The sequence below is a fragment of the Bacillota bacterium genome (assembly GCA_033549065.1).
Classification (GTDB): domain Bacteria; phylum Bacillota; class Dethiobacteria; order DTU022; family DTU022; genus JAWSUE01.
The window spans coordinates 175,223-190,552 of sequence record JAWSUE010000004.1; the positions used below are offsets into that span (position 1 = coordinate 175,223).

Genomic DNA, 15,330 nt, shown 5'->3' on the forward strand with positions numbered 1-15,330 from the left:
TCAACCCTCTTCTCGAATGGATTCTCTGGCTGCGTTTGCAAACTTGGTATATCGATCAAGGAAATATAATTCTAATACCCCAGTTGGTCCATTACGCTGTTTAGCTATACTTATTTCGGCTAAATTTCCTTTTTCTGTATCCTTATTATAGTATGATTCCCGATAAATAAACATAACGAGGTCAGCATTTGCCTCAATACCACCAGATTCCATCAAATCACTTAATATTGGCCTGCGATCTGGTCGTTTTTCCACAGCCCTGCTCAGCTGTGATAATGCTACAACAGGGACATTTAATTCTTTAGCAAGAGCTTTCAGCGCACGCGATATTTCTGACAATTCCTGTTGTCTGCTCTCAAAACGACCAAACCCACGCATAAGCTGAAGGTAATCAACAAAAATCGCATCTAGCCCTCTCTCAGCTTTAAGACGCCGTGCCTTTGCCCTTACTTCCATCACTGAAAGGCTGGCTGAATCATCAATGTAAAGTGGAGAATCGCTTAACGGCCCAACTGCACGAGTTAATTTTTGCCATTCTTCCTGAGTCAAAAATCCACGTCGCATATTTTGAGCATCAATTTGGGATTCCGCACATAATAATCTTTGGGCTAACTGATCTTTTGACATCTCCATACTAAAAAAGGCAGTTGCTTTTTTATCTTTAACCGCAATTTGTTGAGCAATATTGAGCGCAAGAGTTGTTTTACCCATACTCGGTCGCGCAGCGATCACTATCAAATCAGAATTCTGCAAACCGGAGCTCATTCTATCCAGATCTGTAAAGCCGGTAGATAAGCCTGTTATACCCTTTTTTTCATCATATAGTTTTTCTATACGGTCGAATGCCTGGACAAGTACTTCTTTGAGTAATGTAAAACCCTGATGTTTACCTCTCCGTCCAATTTCAAAGATAAGTTGTTCCGCCTCATCTAAAAATTCATCTACATTATGGGGAGCATCATAACTGCGGGTTACAATTCCTGTTGCTGCTTGTATTAAAGATCTGAGAATAGCTTTTTCACGGACTATATGTGAATGGTATTGCACATTTGCTGCAGTTGGGACGATATTAGCAAGATTAACCAGATAGGATCTGCCTCCAACTTCATCAAGGCATTGGTTGCTCTGAAGCTCCTCAGCCAGGGTAACGATATCAACAGGTTCACCTTTTTCACTTAATGAAATTATCGCAGCAAAAATCTTTTGGTGAGCTGTCGAATAAAAATCTTGATCTGATAATAGCTCGGCAGCAGCAAAAATGGCTTCTTTATCAATAATCATCGATCCAAGTACTGATTGTTCTGCTTCTTTGCTTTGCGGCGGTATTCTGTCGCTAATTACAACCAACTCTAAAACGCTCCTTTTCAGTCGGCTTATTCTTCCTTCTCAACTTTAATCCCAAGTTCTGCAAGCACCCCGGGATATAGACGAACGGTCAATTGATAATTTCCAATACTTTTTACAGGTTCGTGAAACTCAATCTTTTTTTTATCAACGTCATATCCCATTTCACCCAATTTGATAGCAACATCTCCCGGAGTAACTGAGCCAAACAATCTTCCTCCATCACCGGCAGGCATCTTGAAGATTAATTCGGTTTGGGTTATCCTATCTGCCATTGATTGTGCTTCCTCTTCCTGCTTTCTGTGAATCATATCTTCTTTATCTTTTTGCTGCTTCCATTCTCTTAATCTTTGAGCCGTTGCTTCAACCGCTATTCCCCGGGGCATAAGGTGGTTCCGGGCGTATCCTGGTGCTACATCCTTTACTTCTCCCTTTTTACCAAGATTTGCAACATCTTGTTGTAAAATTACTTTCATCGCAAAAGGCTCCTTTTCTCGGTTACACCTTTTTTTGAAGGGCAACGGTAATTATATTTGTTTAAAGATAGTTCGCTCCCGGGTTATTGCTCTCCTGCAAAACAGAACGGTGCCCGGAATAATTTCCGCAGCACCGCAGCATCGTCATTATTTCTGTTTCACATGTACCGTCAAACTTTTATTCTGAAGTAAATGGAAGCAAAGCCATTATTCTGGATCGTTTGATTGCCCTGGTTAACTGGCGTTGGTGTCGTGCACAATTTCCGGAAATTCTTCTTGGCAATACTTTACCTCTTTCTGTAATAAACCTTTTCAACTTTTCATATTGTTTATAATCTACGCTTTCAATTTTATCGACACAAAAGCTACAAATCTTTTTCTTTGGTTTTCTTCCTCTGTCCCGTCTCACGGGTTAACCTCCTTCCACTAAAAAGGAACATCATCTCCGCTGATATCTACTTCATCAATACTTCTATCGAGATCGTCAGGTTTCCCATCTTCATTTCCCCGACCCCGATCAAGAAAACGAACATCATCAGCGACGACTTCGGCAACTTTACGTTTTATACCCTGACTATCTTCATATGAGCGAATCTGCAGACGTCCGGAAACTGCAGCCAGGCTCCCCTTTTTGAGAAAGTTCGCACAGTTCTCTGCAAGTTTTCTCCAGGTTACAATGTTGACAAAGTCAGTTTCCCTTTCTCCTTGCTGATTGGTAAAAGGACGGTCAACAGCAAGGGTAAAGGTTGCGACTGGTACACCGTTTCCCGGGGTATAGCGTAATTCCGGATCCCTGGTTAAACGTCCGATTAATACAACCTGGTTTAGCATTAAAGCACCGTCCTTAAATTATTTTAACTTTCTTCTTTATCGTCCGTATCAGGTGGGTTATCAATAGAATCATCTTTTACCTGTTCAACCTCAACAACTTCTGGTTTTTCTTCTTGATCTGTTTCATCCGTTTCTTTTACCACATCTTCCGAAGACTTTTCTAATCCTTCTGCAATCTCAGATTCTTGGTCAGATGAGTCAATCTTAGGTTCTTCGACTGTGACTTCTTCTGACGATTTTTCTTTAGCAAATGCTTCAAAGTCTTCTTCCTCGGCACGTACAACCATAAACCGGATTATCTCATCGGTTACCTTAAAAAAGTGTTCTAACTCTGGAATTATTAGGCCCTGGCCGTAGAAATAAAGAAGATAGTAATGCCCTTCGGTATGCTTGTTGATTTCGTAGGATAGCCTGCGTTTCCGCCAATCAAATACACCCTTGACTTCACCTTGATTTTTAACAATTACTTCATTTAGGGTGTTAATTACTTCTTCTTGCTGTTCCGCCTCAACATCAGGCCGGAAAATAAACATGATTTCATAAAGTTCCATTTTTATCACCTCCCTCTGGACAAATGGCCCCTTCCGTTTAAAAAGGAGCAGGGACTAACCTGCAACATAATAGCATATTTACATAGACGAGGCAAGTAATACCCGGCAGTATCCTGAAAAGAAATTAGAGCAATTATTTTAGCTTTCAACTTCTTCATGCTTTTCATGGTAAGCCGGTCCACTTTTAATTACATCTAATATTCCTTTGATAATTCCTGCAAAGGGTACTGCCAGAACCATCCCCAATATTCCTGCAAGGCTTCCTCCGGCAAGAATTGCCAGAATAATGGTGATCGGTTTTAGCTTCAGGATCCGGCCAAGAAGGAGTGGAGCCAGAAAAATACCATCAAAAACTTGAATTATGACATAAATGATTACAACGATAAGAGGAGATGGAGTAAGGGGTGACAGGCTGAGCAGGAGTGCAGGAATAGCTGCAATATATGGACCTATATATAATATAAAATTAAATACACCTGCTATAAAACCTAATAACAGGGCATAGGGCATACCGACGATAAGCAGAATCAACCCAGTTACGACACCTACAATCAAGCACCTTATTAAAGAGCCCCTGATAAATGAACCAATATTTGTGTCAATGATCAGCAAAATGTTTTCAGCTCTTTTTCTTGCAGATACTGGGAATATGGCAATAATACCTTCCCTGATTGCTTGAAAATCATGCAAGAAGTAAAACACTAAAAACAGTACAAGGAATATATCAACAGTTCTTCCAATAACAAGGAATGAGGCTTCTGCCAGGTATTCTATTGCCTGATGGAGATTTTCACTCATGCCCATAAGGTAATTTCTCACATCATCTTCAATTTCAAGTTTGATTGTTTGTTGAGATACCCATGAAATGTAAGTCTGAAACCGGGCCAGGTAATGTGGAAAATTATCAGCTAACTCAGCTACCTCATTAATGATAACCGGGATAAAAAGACTAATAGCCACAGCGCATAATAAAATGAAAAGAACAAATGTCAAAATGGTGGAAATACCATGGCTTAAACGATATTTTTCTTTTAGAATTTGCAGAATCGGATAAAGAAGATAAACGATCAAAATGCTGACCAAAATAAGGCCCACTACCCATGTAAGGCTATGTAAAAGCCATATCACTCCAACAATAACCAAAAGTAATATAAAAGAACGTATAATAAAAAGCCACTGTTTATCCACTTACGTTAACCACCTCTTTACTGGCGAAAACGGACGAATAAAACATCGCCATCCTGGACCGGATAATTTTTCCCCTCTGTTTTACTGAGACCCTTTTCCCTGACTTTTGATAATGAGCCCTCAGCCAACAAAACATTCCAGGGTATTACCTCTGCATTTATAAAACCCCGCTCCATATCTGTATGGATCTTCCCGGCTGCGTCGATAACCGATATGCCCTTGGTTACTATCCAGGCTTTTGCTTCGGATCCCTTGATTGTATAAAATGTTGCCAGGTTAAGGATTCTATAACATTCCTTTAAAAGCAATTCAATCCGGCTCTCTTTTAAGCCAAACGCTTCTATAAATTGTATTTTCTCATCATCTGGAAGATCCGTTAGTTCGGCTTCCAGGCTGGCACATAACAGTATCGCAGGCCCAATTTTTGGGAATAATGATAAATCGGATATTGCGGCAGATACCTCATCAAGATTAAAAACATATAACATCGGTTTCAAAGTCAGGAGCGATAGCTGGTTTAAAACATTAAATTCTGCTGTTTTAAAATTGACTGTTCTTAGAAGTAGTCCCTGCTGTAAAAATTCTTCTGCTTTTATAAGTATCCCCATTTCCACTGAACTATTACGATCACCGCTCTTTAATTTTGGTTCAAGTTTTTGCTTGCGGCGGTAAATAACTTCAAGATCGGCCAAACATAATTCAACTTCAACAGTTTCAATTCTTTCGTTAACTGCAATACTTTTATAGTCTGACAGATCAAAGCAGGCTACCAAATGAATCAACAGATCAACATCACGTAAATGTCCAAGAAACTGGTTACCTAACCCCTCACCCATGCTGGCCCCTTTAACAAGTCCTGCTACATCAACTATTTCGAGTATTGCAGGAGTACATTTTAAGGCTTGGGTCAGTTCAGCTAGCGCAGCTAATCGTTGATCTGGAAGAGGTACTACTGCTTTATTTGGATCAATTGTAGAAAAGGGATAGCTCTCGATTGTAACATCAAGTAATGTAAGGGCTTTAAATAATGTTGATTTTCCCGCATTGGGCAATCCTACAATACCGCAACTCCAGGGCAAAAATAATACTCCCCTTCAGCACTACAAAGAATCCGTATCCGAGATAATACATTTTGCTCTACGTTCGAAACGTGATCGGGGGATTAATACACTACGGCCACATTTGACACATTTTATGCGAATATCCATACCTATTCTAATAATTCGCCAACAATTTGAGCCACATGGGTGACTTTTTTTCATCTGGATTAGCTGCCCGACCTCATATTGAACCATGAGTTTATTTCTCCGGCATTTTGAGTTCTTTGAGAAATCCTGCAATCTGCTTATAAACCATTTCTATTTCATGGTTGCCATCAATTATCTTAAGCAGTTTCTTATCCTGATAGTACTCAGCCAGAGGAGCTGTCTGCTCTTTATAAACCGATAATCGTTCCTGTACCGTCTCCAGCGTATCATCATCTCTTTGGTAAAGCTCTCCTCCACACTGATCGCACACATTACGTACTTTCGGAGGTTTAAACTTAATATGGAAGTTTGCTCCACAGTCCGAGCATACACGCCTGCCAGTTAATCGATCGATTAATTCATCCTCATCAACCTCAATTAACAACGCCAGATCGATGTTAAGGCCTAACTTGAGTAAAACCTTATCTAAAAATACTGCCTGGGAAACTGTCCTCGGAAATCCATCCAGTAAAACACCTTCCCTGCAATCTGGTTCCAATAAACGTTCCCTTACAATTTCTACAACCAGTTCATCGGGAACCAGCTTGCCCTGATCCATATACTCACGCGCTTTACGACCCAGTGCTGTTTCCTCTTTTACGGCATTTCTTAAAATATCCCCTGTTGATACGTAGGCAAGATTAAATTCGTTGACTAATTTTTTTGCTTGAGTTCCCTTGCCTGCTCCAGGTGGTCCAATCAATATAATTAACATACAAAAACCTCACTTTTCGGATCTGTCGGTTTATGTGCCAAAATTTACTGTTCTTCGTCTGAGCAGCAAATCCTGCTGGCAAATGGAAAACAATCATTTAAAGATCAATTACCCCACCCCTGAAATACTATATGCTATTATTTATAATCAATAATCTCAGGTTCAACCTTATGTGTTAATAGGTTCCTTAAAAAGATGGAAGCACAGATTAAGTGCTTCCACCAATTTTTATCAGTAATAGTATGAACTGACCGTCCTTAATTCAATTAACTGCCAGATTATTGATCATTTTCTTCTTGTTTTTTGCTTTGCCAATTGTGCTGGACGGATGATACACCAGAAGATTGATCCTTATGTTTCATGTCGAGGTTTCCTGATAGCACAGAACCACTTTCCACCAGTAAACCATTTACCCTGAATGACCCAATTGCCGTTGCAGTTCGTTTCAGTTCCAGCTTGCCTTCCGCTTCAATAGTTCCTTCGTAATATCCGGCGATAGTTATATTTCTCGCTTTAATATCTACCTTTACCTTGCCGCTCTCACCAATAATTACATCGCCTTTATTAATTATTTTACCATCCGCCTGACCATCGATGCGGATTAATCCTTTCCCGTTGATCGTACCGGTAAAAACAGTTTCTTTGCCAATTACTGTGTTTACCTTATCGGACGAACTATCAAAACTATCCTTTTTAAACATTAACTTTCCTCCTTCGGCTACTACTGCTTCATATAATTTTGGGGATTTACAAAAGATCCATTATAATGAACCTCGTAGTGCAGGTGAGTACCGGTTGTTCGTCCGGAACTACCCATGTAACCGATATTTTGACCTTTTTCAACATACTCCCCAGCATTTACAGAAAATCCTGCAAGATGAGCATATAGCGTTTCATAACCGTAACCATGCTCTATAATTACAATATTGCCATAACTCCCCTGATAACCTGTAAATATTACTTCACCTGCTGCAGTTGCCCATATAGCTGTACCGCGGGCTCCAATTATATCAACCCCCGTATGAAACTGATAACCAGATGCTGAATAAGGGATTGGTCGCATGCCAAACCCGGAAGAAATACGTCCCCGCGCTGGCCAGATAGAAGGTGTCGCTTCCATCCGGGTGACATAGTCTTCCATGGAATCCAATAATTCTGTTTGTTCGGGAATTATATTTTGCAGGAGAAGGATGTTACTGGAAGCCCTTTCGAGAACACCGTTAGAAAGAGATCTACTGCTGTAGCTTCGGCCATTGTCATACATAATTGTATCTTGTTCAAGTATTGTAGCTGAAGTAGATTGTTCATTAATCCCTTTGATTTCACCTTCTTCACCTTCAATCCTTTCTGTTACCACCTCTATCAATTCGTCAATTTCACGTACCTGTTCCATCATTCTCTGGGTTTCAACCGCCAGAGCATCGATCTCTTCCTGTTGAGCCCTATTTGCCTGTCTTAAAGTTTGAACTTCCTTCGCATCTGCGACTGCCCTTATATAAGCAAATCCCAAGACACAAACCCCGGTAACAAACAAAACTAAAAAAGCAACAATTAATTTAACTGCAAAAAGAGGAAGTCGCAAACTAAACGTAGATTCCTCGGAATGAGGAACAACCATTATCGTAAAACACCTTTTGTTGTGTGAATCTGTCATGAATCTACCTTTATCCTTTCGAAGAAAATATCGGGTCACAAAATATCAATAACAAAAAGATAATTGCCCCCGATATAAAATATCCTGTTTATTATAACATACAGTGCAAGCCTTGACCAAATGTCCTACATGCTCTTTTAAAAGTGCATCAGGAACCTATTGTTTCACGTGAAACATTAAGTTGATTGGCTATGAAAATAATTGTTTCACGTGAAACATTTATTGTACTCCATCAGGCAATAGTTTGCTTACCAGTCTTTCTAAATCATCTTCGCTGTAATAATATATTTCAATCGCTCCACCATTTTTGCTCCTTTTAATAAGCACTTTTGTTCCATAAACTCTCTGCATCTGTAATTGCAATTCCTGTAAAAGTGGTTCCTGATGGATCTCTTTTTCCCCTTTTATTCTCTTTTTCCTTCCGGTTTCTGCGGCTATCTGTTCTGATACCCTGGATGATAAGCCCTCTTCAATTATTTTTATTGCAGATTGATATTGGAGAGCTCGATCGCTGATAGACAGGAGTGGTCGTGCCTGTCCAGGAGTAATTTCACCTTTTTCAAGCAGTTCCTTAACTGGTTCTGAAAGTGAAAGCAGTCTCAGGCTATTTGCAATTGTTGGCCTGCTCTTGCCGATTCTTTTTGCCAGCTCTTCCTGAGTATAATTAAATTCGTCCATCAACTTACGATATGCTGCAGCCTCTTCAATTGGATTAAGGTTTTCACGTTGCAGGTTTTCTATGAGTGCTATCTCCAGCATTGTTCCACGATCAATGTCACGAATTACTGCGGGAACTTTAGTTAATCCTGCAATTTGTGCAGCCCTGCATCTTCGTTCACCCGCTATCAATATATATTCATAATCATTATCACCCTTTGTTAACACTACAGCCTGGATTACTCCATGTTCTTTTATCGAAGCTGATAACTCCCTGAGCTTCTCATCATCAAAATTTTTCCTGGGCTGAAAAGGATTTGGTTTAATCGCCGCTAGTTCGATTTCACTTGTTTCGGGAGATACCGCAAGAACTTCGGGGATTAAAGCCCCCAAACCTTTACCCAGGCGTTTTTTTTCGCTCACCTGCCCATAACCTCCCTGGCTAACGCAATATGTAATTCTGCGCCTTTGCTTTTTGGATCATAATCAAGGATGTGTTTACCATGGCTTGGCGCTTCACTCAATCTAACATTTCGGGGTATTATAGTTTGATATACGTATTGTTTAAAATATTTTTTTACTTCTTCAGCTACTTGCTCAGATAGGTTGGTTCTTGTGTCATACATGGTAAGAATTACACCTTCAATACGCAACTCATTGTTTAAATGTTTTCTTACCAGCGAAATTGTATTCATTAGCTGCCCCAGGCCTTCCAGGGCATAATATTCACATTGTATTGGGATCATAACACCATTTGCGGCTTTAAGCGCATTCAAAGTAAGCAGTCCGAGTGAAGGGGGACAATCTATCAAAATGTAATCATAATCGCTTAGTACCGGGACCAGAGATTTTTTAAGTTTGCTTTCTCGCGAAACCATTGAGACCAGTTCTATTTCAGCGCCGGCCAGTTGTATAGTAGCTGGAACTACATATAAGTTTTTCCATTTTGTTGGTAGTATTATTTTTTTTATCGGCATTTCATCAATCAGGACATTGTAAATACAATCATTGATATCTTTTCTTGATAATCCTACGCCACTGGTTGTATTACCCTGAGGATCTACATCCACCAGTAAAACAGTTGCTCCCAGTTTGGCCATCGCCGCGCTAAGATTAATTGCAGTGGTAGTTTTACCCACTCCGCCTTTTTGATTTGCAATTGCAATAACATGAGCCATTATCAACATCCTCTGAATTTAATCCGAAACTTTCTCCATTAAGAATTAACTGTTATTCGTTTCCGGTTTTCCAGCATCTCTTTAGTCAGACGAATAGTTATTTCAATGTAATCTTTTTCTATCTTCTCATCAACTTCGGGGTATAATCCCGCGTTTTGTATTGTTACAATCGTTTCCCGGATTGCATTCAAGACAATCCGTAAATCTCTTATAACCGGTTTTTTTCTAGTTGCACGACTTTGTTGTTTTTTATTATCCTCAGCTTGCATTATTCTTTTTTCTGCTTGACTTACATTTAATCCTCTTTCAATTATTTCTTTGATCAGTTTAAGTTGTTCCTCTTCACTTTGACTTTTAAGTAATGCTCTGGCATGTCGTTCAGATAAATTGTTTTCCAACAACTTTTTTTGAACTTGTGGTGAGAATTTAAGAAGTCTAATTTTATTTGCGATTGAAGCTTGGCTTTTCCCAACCTGCCTGGCAAGTGTCTCCTGAGTAAGATTAAAGTTGCTCAAAATGTTTTGATAACATTGGGCTTCATCAAAATAATTTAAACCCTCTCGTTGTAAATTCTCAATCAAAGCCGTTGTAGCCATTGCACTGTCAGAATAGTTTTTAACGGCTGCATTTATTTTTCTCCACCCCAATTTTCTACAGGCTAAAAACCGTCTTTCACCTACAACAAGTTCATATCCATTAATTGCTTTACGGACTACAATCGGCTGAATTAGTCCCGAGGTTCTAATCGATTTGGCCAGCTCGTCTATTTTCTCTTCAGATATTTCCCGCCGGGGTTGAAAAGGGTTTGGCTTGATCTTTTCCAAGTCAATTGCATAGACTTGATCTGATTTAACTTCTGTTTCCTCTATAATTTTGTTCGCCTCCCAGTGTTATAATGCGTGTTCATCATTAGTATTTCATTCTCATTATATTTTGACAATGGCAAGTACTTTCCTCTATAAATATTTCGAGTATATTTTTCTAAAATCAACGCAATGGTTTTTTACCAGGCCTTCCTGTGGGACGTGGATATTTTTCTGGAGTTTTTCTTTTTTTTATGATTCTAATGATCTTTCTCATTTCACCGGAAATTAGCTTGTAGTCATATATATCAATAATCTCACCGCCACATTGTTCGACTGCTCCAAAAGCTTCCAACAATTCTTCATTACCACGTGGCCCCTTATATAGAATGTTCTCTCCACCAACTCGTGTTAATGGCAGTGTATACTCAACCAGAACGTTCATTTCGGCAACCGCTTTACTAAAAACATAATCATACCTTTCACGGTGTTCTTCAATCTGGCCCCAGTATTCAGCTCTTCCACAAAGCAGTCTGACTTTTTCCAATTCGACAGCTTGAACCACACGATATATAAAATTCATTTTACGTTTATTGGAATCCATAAAAGTGAACTTCATCGTGGGCAGGCAGATTTTCAGAGGTATTCCAGGCAATCCCCCTCCGGTCCCCAAATCCAAAGCATCTTTAGACTGATCAATCTCAAATAGTTTTATTGGATATATAGAATCGTAAAGTTGTTTATTAATGATATCTTCTAATGTCTTTTCTCCGGTTAACCGCTGTTCCTTTAAGCCATCAAACAATAGTTCTGAATAATGTAATAGCTTTTCTATCTGACAGGAAGTCAGCCCAATTCCCAATTTTTTAATCATTTTTTTCATCAAAATCTGACTCATTCACTCACCGTTAAAAAAGAGGTTTTTGCACTTCTTACTTGCCTAAGCAAAATTCGCTGAAGATTTTATCCAGAATCTGATCTTCCAGAGTTTCGCCGGTTATTTCTCCTAACTTATGCCATGCATTTTTTAATTCCAAACTTGTAATTTCTAATGGGTTTTCATCAATTTGCTCTAAGGCTGATTCCAAATGCGATAAAGCTTGCTTGATGATTTCTTCATGTCTGATAGAAACTACTATAGGGCTTATGTCTGAGTAACCTAATATTTGATCCAGTTTGTTGGCTACAGTTTTTTCAAGTTCGTCAATTCCTTCGCCGGTTAGCGCGGAAGTTTTTACTATTGTGTCGGCCTTAAATGTTTCTTTTATCTCACAAACTGAAAGTCTTTGTTCTAAATCAGATTTATTGATTACTATTATCAATCCCTGATCCTGACTTATTATTCTAAATATCTCACGATCCTCATTTGCTATTTCTTTCGATCCATCCAACACCACTAATAGTAATCTGGCTTTTTCTGCAGCCTTTCGGGATCTTGAAATTCCTTCTTTTTCAACAGGATCTTCAGAACCCTGTATCCCGGCCGTATCAACCAATAATAGTGGATATCCTCCTAAGTTAATTTGTCCTTCCAGTAAGTCTCTGGTTGTACCGGGCATTTCATGAACAATTGCTCTTTGCTGCCTCATTAAAGCATTTAACAATGAAGATTTCCCAACATTTGGCCTACCTATAATTGCGATTGATACACCTTCCTGCATAGCCCTGCTTCTTTCAACATTAATAAGTAATTCCTTGCTCTTCGCAATAATTTCTACTATTTTTTTATTAATGTTTTCTCTTTCTATCTCTTCCGATGTGAACTCCTCCGGATAATCAAAACTGGCTTCAAGGGGGGCTCTGGTTGCTATTAGAATGTCCCTTATTTCTCCAATTCTTCTAGATAGCTCACCCTGTAAAGCTCTGCCGGCAATTTTCAATGCTTCCTCAGAACGAGATTTAATAATATTAAGTACTGCTTCAGCCTGGCTTAAATCTATCCGGCCATGCAAATATGCTCGCTTGGTAAATTCACCTGGTTCAGCTAGTCTGGCACCTGCTTTAATAACCAGGCGTAAAATGGCCCTTAAAGTAATTATTCCACTGTGACAGTTTATTTCTGCTATATCTTCGCGGGTATATGTATACGGGGCTGGCATAAATGATACTAGCACTTCATCAATTATTTGCTGATCATCTTCATATATATATCCGTGATATAGCTTCCGTGGTTCAGGAAAACCAGGCTTTTCAGACTTTGAACAATTAAATATACTCATTGCTATTGAAAAAGCATCTGGCCCGCTGAGCCGAACTATACCTATTCCTCCTTCACCGAGGGGGGTGCTTATTGCTGCTATCGTTTCATTTTTATACAATCTTTTTCACTCCTGGTGATAAAATATACAATTACAGTTCCGTCTTTCAATTGATATTATACACAAAAAACCGCCCCGTCAGACGGGGCGGTTTATCTATCTTACTGTTACCTGGGTGCCACAACGACTTTCCTGTGGGGTTCCTGACCCTTACTATAAGTCATGATATCAGGATAATCCTGAAGAGCAATGTGTATTACTCTGCGCTCTTGTGGGGTCATTGGTTCCAGAGTTTGCTCTTTACCGTCTTGAGAAACTTTTCTTGCAACATTTTTAGCCAACTGTGTCAAAGTCTTTTCTCTTCTTGATCGGTAATTTTCAATATCTAAAACAACCATTTTATTCAAACTGTTAAATTGCCTTCTCACAGTTACATTTAACAGGTACTGAATTTCGCTCAGCGTTCTTCCCCGCCTACCAATTAGTACGCCTACATCTCGACCCAAAATCATTACATCCAGTTTTTCATCGTCTTCCCGTATGTTTATTTCTCCCTCTATGTCCATAATATGTAATAGTATATCCATATACTTCACTATATAATCGACTGGATTTTCTTTGACCTTTACCATAACCCGTGCTTCTTTTGACCCAATAATACCCAGTAAACCCTGAGCTGGTTCATCAATAATTTTAATCTCAGCGTTCTCTTTCCTTATTCCCAAAGCTGTTATTGCTTTATCTATAGCTTCGTCCAGGGTGCGGCCTGTTGCTTCATAATCTTTCATTTCTTACCCTTCCCTTTTTGAGCTTTTGCTTTTCCACTGCTATCAGATTTCTTTTTTCCGTTAGATTTTTTTTCTACCTTTATCTCTTTATCTTTTTTGCCTTCAGTTACATCTTCCAATCCTGAGCTAATTTTTTCTTCTTTTGCTTCACCCATCCGAACAATGAATTTATGCTGACCAATAGAAAATAAATTATTCATTGTCCAGTATATGACTAATCCGACAGGGAAACTAAAACTAAATACCGTGATCATAATTGGCATCATATAGAGAAGCATTTTTTGACTGCTGTCTGATGGCATTGACATCTTGGAATAAATATATGTGGTAGCTCCTGCAATTAATGGGAATATATAATATATACTGATCTGATTAAGAAAATTATCAAACCCCACATTCGGAACAGCCAGCAAATCAATTAATTCGGCTCCTTGAAATAAATAGGGATTTATAACTGACATATCTAAAAATTTATCAGCTTCCCTGAGTAATCTGAATATGCCAATGAGTATTGGAAACTGTATCAACAAGGGCAGGCAACCAGCCAGAGGGTTTATATTATTTTCTTTCATAAACTCGCTCATAGCTTGATTCTGTTTTTCTTTATCATCTTTAAATTTCTGCTGGATTTTCTTCATCTCTGGTTGAAGAATCTGCATTTTTTTTGAAGACTGTATTTGCTTGTTATTTAGAGGAAATGTAATTAATTTAACGATCAGGGTCATAATTATTATTGCTATACCAAGATTGGGAATATATGAGTATAAAAAGCTAATCAGTGCGCCAAATATTTCGGCGATAGCATCAATCATTTAAACTCCTCCTACAATTTAATCAACTGGGTGATAACCGCCCGGGTTAAATGGATGACAGTGAAGCAGTCTATTAACACCCATAAATATACCCTTACAAAAACCATAACGTTTAAGCGCTTCATATGTATATTGTGAACAAGAAGGATAAAAGCGGCATACCTGTGGCTTAAGTGGAGAGATAAATATTCTGTACACATTAATTAGCAGCATACATATTTTTGCTGCCAAGCTGTTAAGAATCTTTAATGTTGCTGTAATAGCATTTTTCCTCTCCGGCAAAGAAAATGCAGCTCCCTATATGCCTCATTAAAAGAAACATCAGCTGCCGGCCTTCTTGCAATTATTATGAAGTCGTAACCTGTTATTAACTCTTTTTCGACCTTCATAAATGCTTCTCGATAGATTCTCTTGATTCTATTCCTGATGACACTTTTTCCAACTTTTTTGCTTACTGAAAACCCTAGACGATTATTTTGGCCACCATTGGAGTAGTAATAAAGGACGATGTTTTTTGATACGACTGTTCTGCCGTAACGGTATACCCGCTTAAATTCCCAACTGTTTTTAAGTCTGAAAAGTGTCATTAAAATTATTTTAGAGTTTATGCGCTAAGCTTTCTTCTCATCTTCTGCCTGCGCCGTTTTATAACCTGGCGTCCTGCCTGAGTACTCATTCTTTTTAAGAATCCGTGAACTCTTTTCCTTTTTCTTTTTTTGGGCTGATAAGTTCTCTTCATTTATTAAATTTCCCCTTCTTAAATAGGCATTTAGAATATGAAAATTATACAGTAATAAAAGTAAACATGTCAAGGAACCGCGATCACTC

21 protein-coding genes are annotated in these 15,330 nt (G+C 38.8%); all 21 read right to left on the reverse strand.

The window, feature by feature from the left end:
- The 21 genes from dnaB to rpmH all read right to left on the reverse strand — a co-directional run bounded on the left by dnaB (position 1) and on the right by rpmH (position 15,241).
- Positions 1-1,347 carry a replicative DNA helicase gene (dnaB, locus tag SCJ97_04115; GenBank protein MDW7739225.1) on the reverse strand — a complete coding sequence of 449 codons (1,347 nt, stop codon included), beginning with the start codon at positions 1,345-1,347 and terminating at the stop codon, positions 1-3.
- Positions 1,348-1,373: 26 nt separating this feature from the next.
- The gene (gene rplI, locus SCJ97_04120) at positions 1,374-1,820 is read right to left on the reverse strand and encodes a 50S ribosomal protein L9 (GenBank protein MDW7739226.1); all 447 of its coding nucleotides are present in this window, start codon (positions 1,818-1,820) and stop codon (positions 1,374-1,376) included.
- A gap of 178 nt (positions 1,821-1,998) precedes the next feature.
- Complete coding sequence (rpsR, locus tag SCJ97_04125) at positions 1,999-2,229, reverse strand: 30S ribosomal protein S18 (protein ID MDW7739227.1); 231 nt, start codon at positions 2,227-2,229, stop codon at positions 1,999-2,001.
- Positions 2,230-2,246: 17 nt separating this feature from the next.
- Positions 2,247-2,651, reverse strand: a complete 405-nt coding sequence (gene ssb / locus SCJ97_04130; GenBank protein ID MDW7739228.1) for a single-stranded DNA-binding protein — start codon at positions 2,649-2,651, stop codon at positions 2,247-2,249.
- A gap of 23 nt (positions 2,652-2,674) precedes the next feature.
- Positions 2,675-3,202 (reverse strand): 30S ribosomal protein S6, encoded by a 528-nt coding sequence (rpsF, locus tag SCJ97_04135; GenBank protein MDW7739229.1) that lies wholly within the window; start codon positions 3,200-3,202, stop codon positions 2,675-2,677.
- Between the two features lie 138 nt (positions 3,203-3,340).
- Positions 3,341-4,390: an AI-2E family transporter gene (locus SCJ97_04140; GenBank protein MDW7739230.1), complete on the reverse strand. Its 1,050-nt coding sequence runs from the start codon at positions 4,388-4,390 to the stop codon at positions 3,341-3,343.
- A gap of 17 nt (positions 4,391-4,407) precedes the next feature.
- Positions 4,408-5,469, reverse strand: coding sequence for a redox-regulated ATPase YchF (gene ychF / locus SCJ97_04145; protein ID MDW7739231.1), 1,062 nt, complete (start codon positions 5,467-5,469; stop codon positions 4,408-4,410).
- A gap of 21 nt (positions 5,470-5,490) precedes the next feature.
- Positions 5,491-5,685: a DUF951 domain-containing protein gene (locus tag SCJ97_04150; GenBank protein ID MDW7739232.1), complete on the reverse strand. Its 195-nt coding sequence runs from the start codon at positions 5,683-5,685 to the stop codon at positions 5,491-5,493.
- A gap of 4 nt (positions 5,686-5,689) precedes the next feature.
- Positions 5,690-6,352, reverse strand: coding sequence for an adenylate kinase (locus SCJ97_04155; GenBank protein MDW7739233.1), 663 nt, complete (start codon positions 6,350-6,352; stop codon positions 5,690-5,692).
- A gap of 278 nt (positions 6,353-6,630) precedes the next feature.
- The gene (locus SCJ97_04160; protein ID MDW7739234.1) at positions 6,631-7,053 is read right to left on the reverse strand and encodes a polymer-forming cytoskeletal protein; all 423 of its coding nucleotides are present in this window, start codon (positions 7,051-7,053) and stop codon (positions 6,631-6,633) included.
- A gap of 20 nt (positions 7,054-7,073) precedes the next feature.
- On the reverse strand, positions 7,074-7,970 hold the full coding sequence (locus SCJ97_04165) for a M23 family metallopeptidase (GenBank protein MDW7739235.1): 897 nt from the start codon (positions 7,968-7,970) through the stop codon (positions 7,074-7,076).
- 255 nt (positions 7,971-8,225) lie between these two features.
- Positions 8,226-9,086 (reverse strand): ParB/RepB/Spo0J family partition protein, encoded by an 861-nt coding sequence (locus SCJ97_04170; protein ID MDW7739236.1) that lies wholly within the window; start codon positions 9,084-9,086, stop codon positions 8,226-8,228.
- Complete coding sequence (locus SCJ97_04175; protein MDW7739237.1) at positions 9,083-9,841, reverse strand: AAA family ATPase; 759 nt, start codon at positions 9,839-9,841, stop codon at positions 9,083-9,085. The genes SCJ97_04170 and SCJ97_04175 overlap by 4 nt, the downstream gene beginning before the upstream one ends.
- A 38-nt stretch (positions 9,842-9,879) precedes the next feature.
- Positions 9,880-10,713 (reverse strand): ParB/RepB/Spo0J family partition protein, encoded by an 834-nt coding sequence (locus tag SCJ97_04180; protein MDW7739238.1) that lies wholly within the window; start codon positions 10,711-10,713, stop codon positions 9,880-9,882.
- 115 nt (positions 10,714-10,828) lie between these two features.
- Positions 10,829-11,527 carry a 16S rRNA (guanine(527)-N(7))-methyltransferase RsmG gene (rsmG, locus tag SCJ97_04185; protein ID MDW7739239.1) on the reverse strand — a complete coding sequence of 233 codons (699 nt, stop codon included), beginning with the start codon at positions 11,525-11,527 and terminating at the stop codon, positions 10,829-10,831.
- A 49-nt stretch (positions 11,528-11,576) separates the two neighbouring features.
- Complete coding sequence (mnmE, locus tag SCJ97_04190; protein MDW7739240.1) at positions 11,577-12,962, reverse strand: tRNA uridine-5-carboxymethylaminomethyl(34) synthesis GTPase MnmE; 1,386 nt, start codon at positions 12,960-12,962, stop codon at positions 11,577-11,579.
- A gap of 107 nt (positions 12,963-13,069) precedes the next feature.
- Positions 13,070-13,690 carry an RNA-binding cell elongation regulator Jag/EloR gene (jag, locus tag SCJ97_04195; protein MDW7739241.1) on the reverse strand — a complete coding sequence of 207 codons (621 nt, stop codon included), beginning with the start codon at positions 13,688-13,690 and terminating at the stop codon, positions 13,070-13,072.
- Positions 13,687-14,502, reverse strand: a complete 816-nt coding sequence (locus tag SCJ97_04200; protein ID MDW7739242.1) for a YidC/Oxa1 family membrane protein insertase — start codon at positions 14,500-14,502, stop codon at positions 13,687-13,689. The genes jag and SCJ97_04200 overlap by 4 nt, the downstream gene beginning before the upstream one ends.
- Positions 14,503-14,520: 18 nt before the next feature.
- Positions 14,521-14,715, reverse strand: coding sequence for a membrane protein insertion efficiency factor YidD (gene yidD / locus SCJ97_04205; GenBank protein ID MDW7739243.1), 195 nt, complete (start codon positions 14,713-14,715; stop codon positions 14,521-14,523).
- Positions 14,716-14,747: 32 nt separating this feature from the next.
- Complete coding sequence (gene rnpA / locus SCJ97_04210; protein MDW7739244.1) at positions 14,748-15,089, reverse strand: ribonuclease P protein component; 342 nt, start codon at positions 15,087-15,089, stop codon at positions 14,748-14,750.
- A 17-nt stretch (positions 15,090-15,106) separates the two neighbouring features.
- Positions 15,107-15,241: a 50S ribosomal protein L34 gene (rpmH, locus tag SCJ97_04215; protein MDW7739245.1), complete on the reverse strand. Its 135-nt coding sequence runs from the start codon at positions 15,239-15,241 to the stop codon at positions 15,107-15,109.
- Between the last annotated feature and the right edge of the window lie 89 nt (positions 15,242-15,330).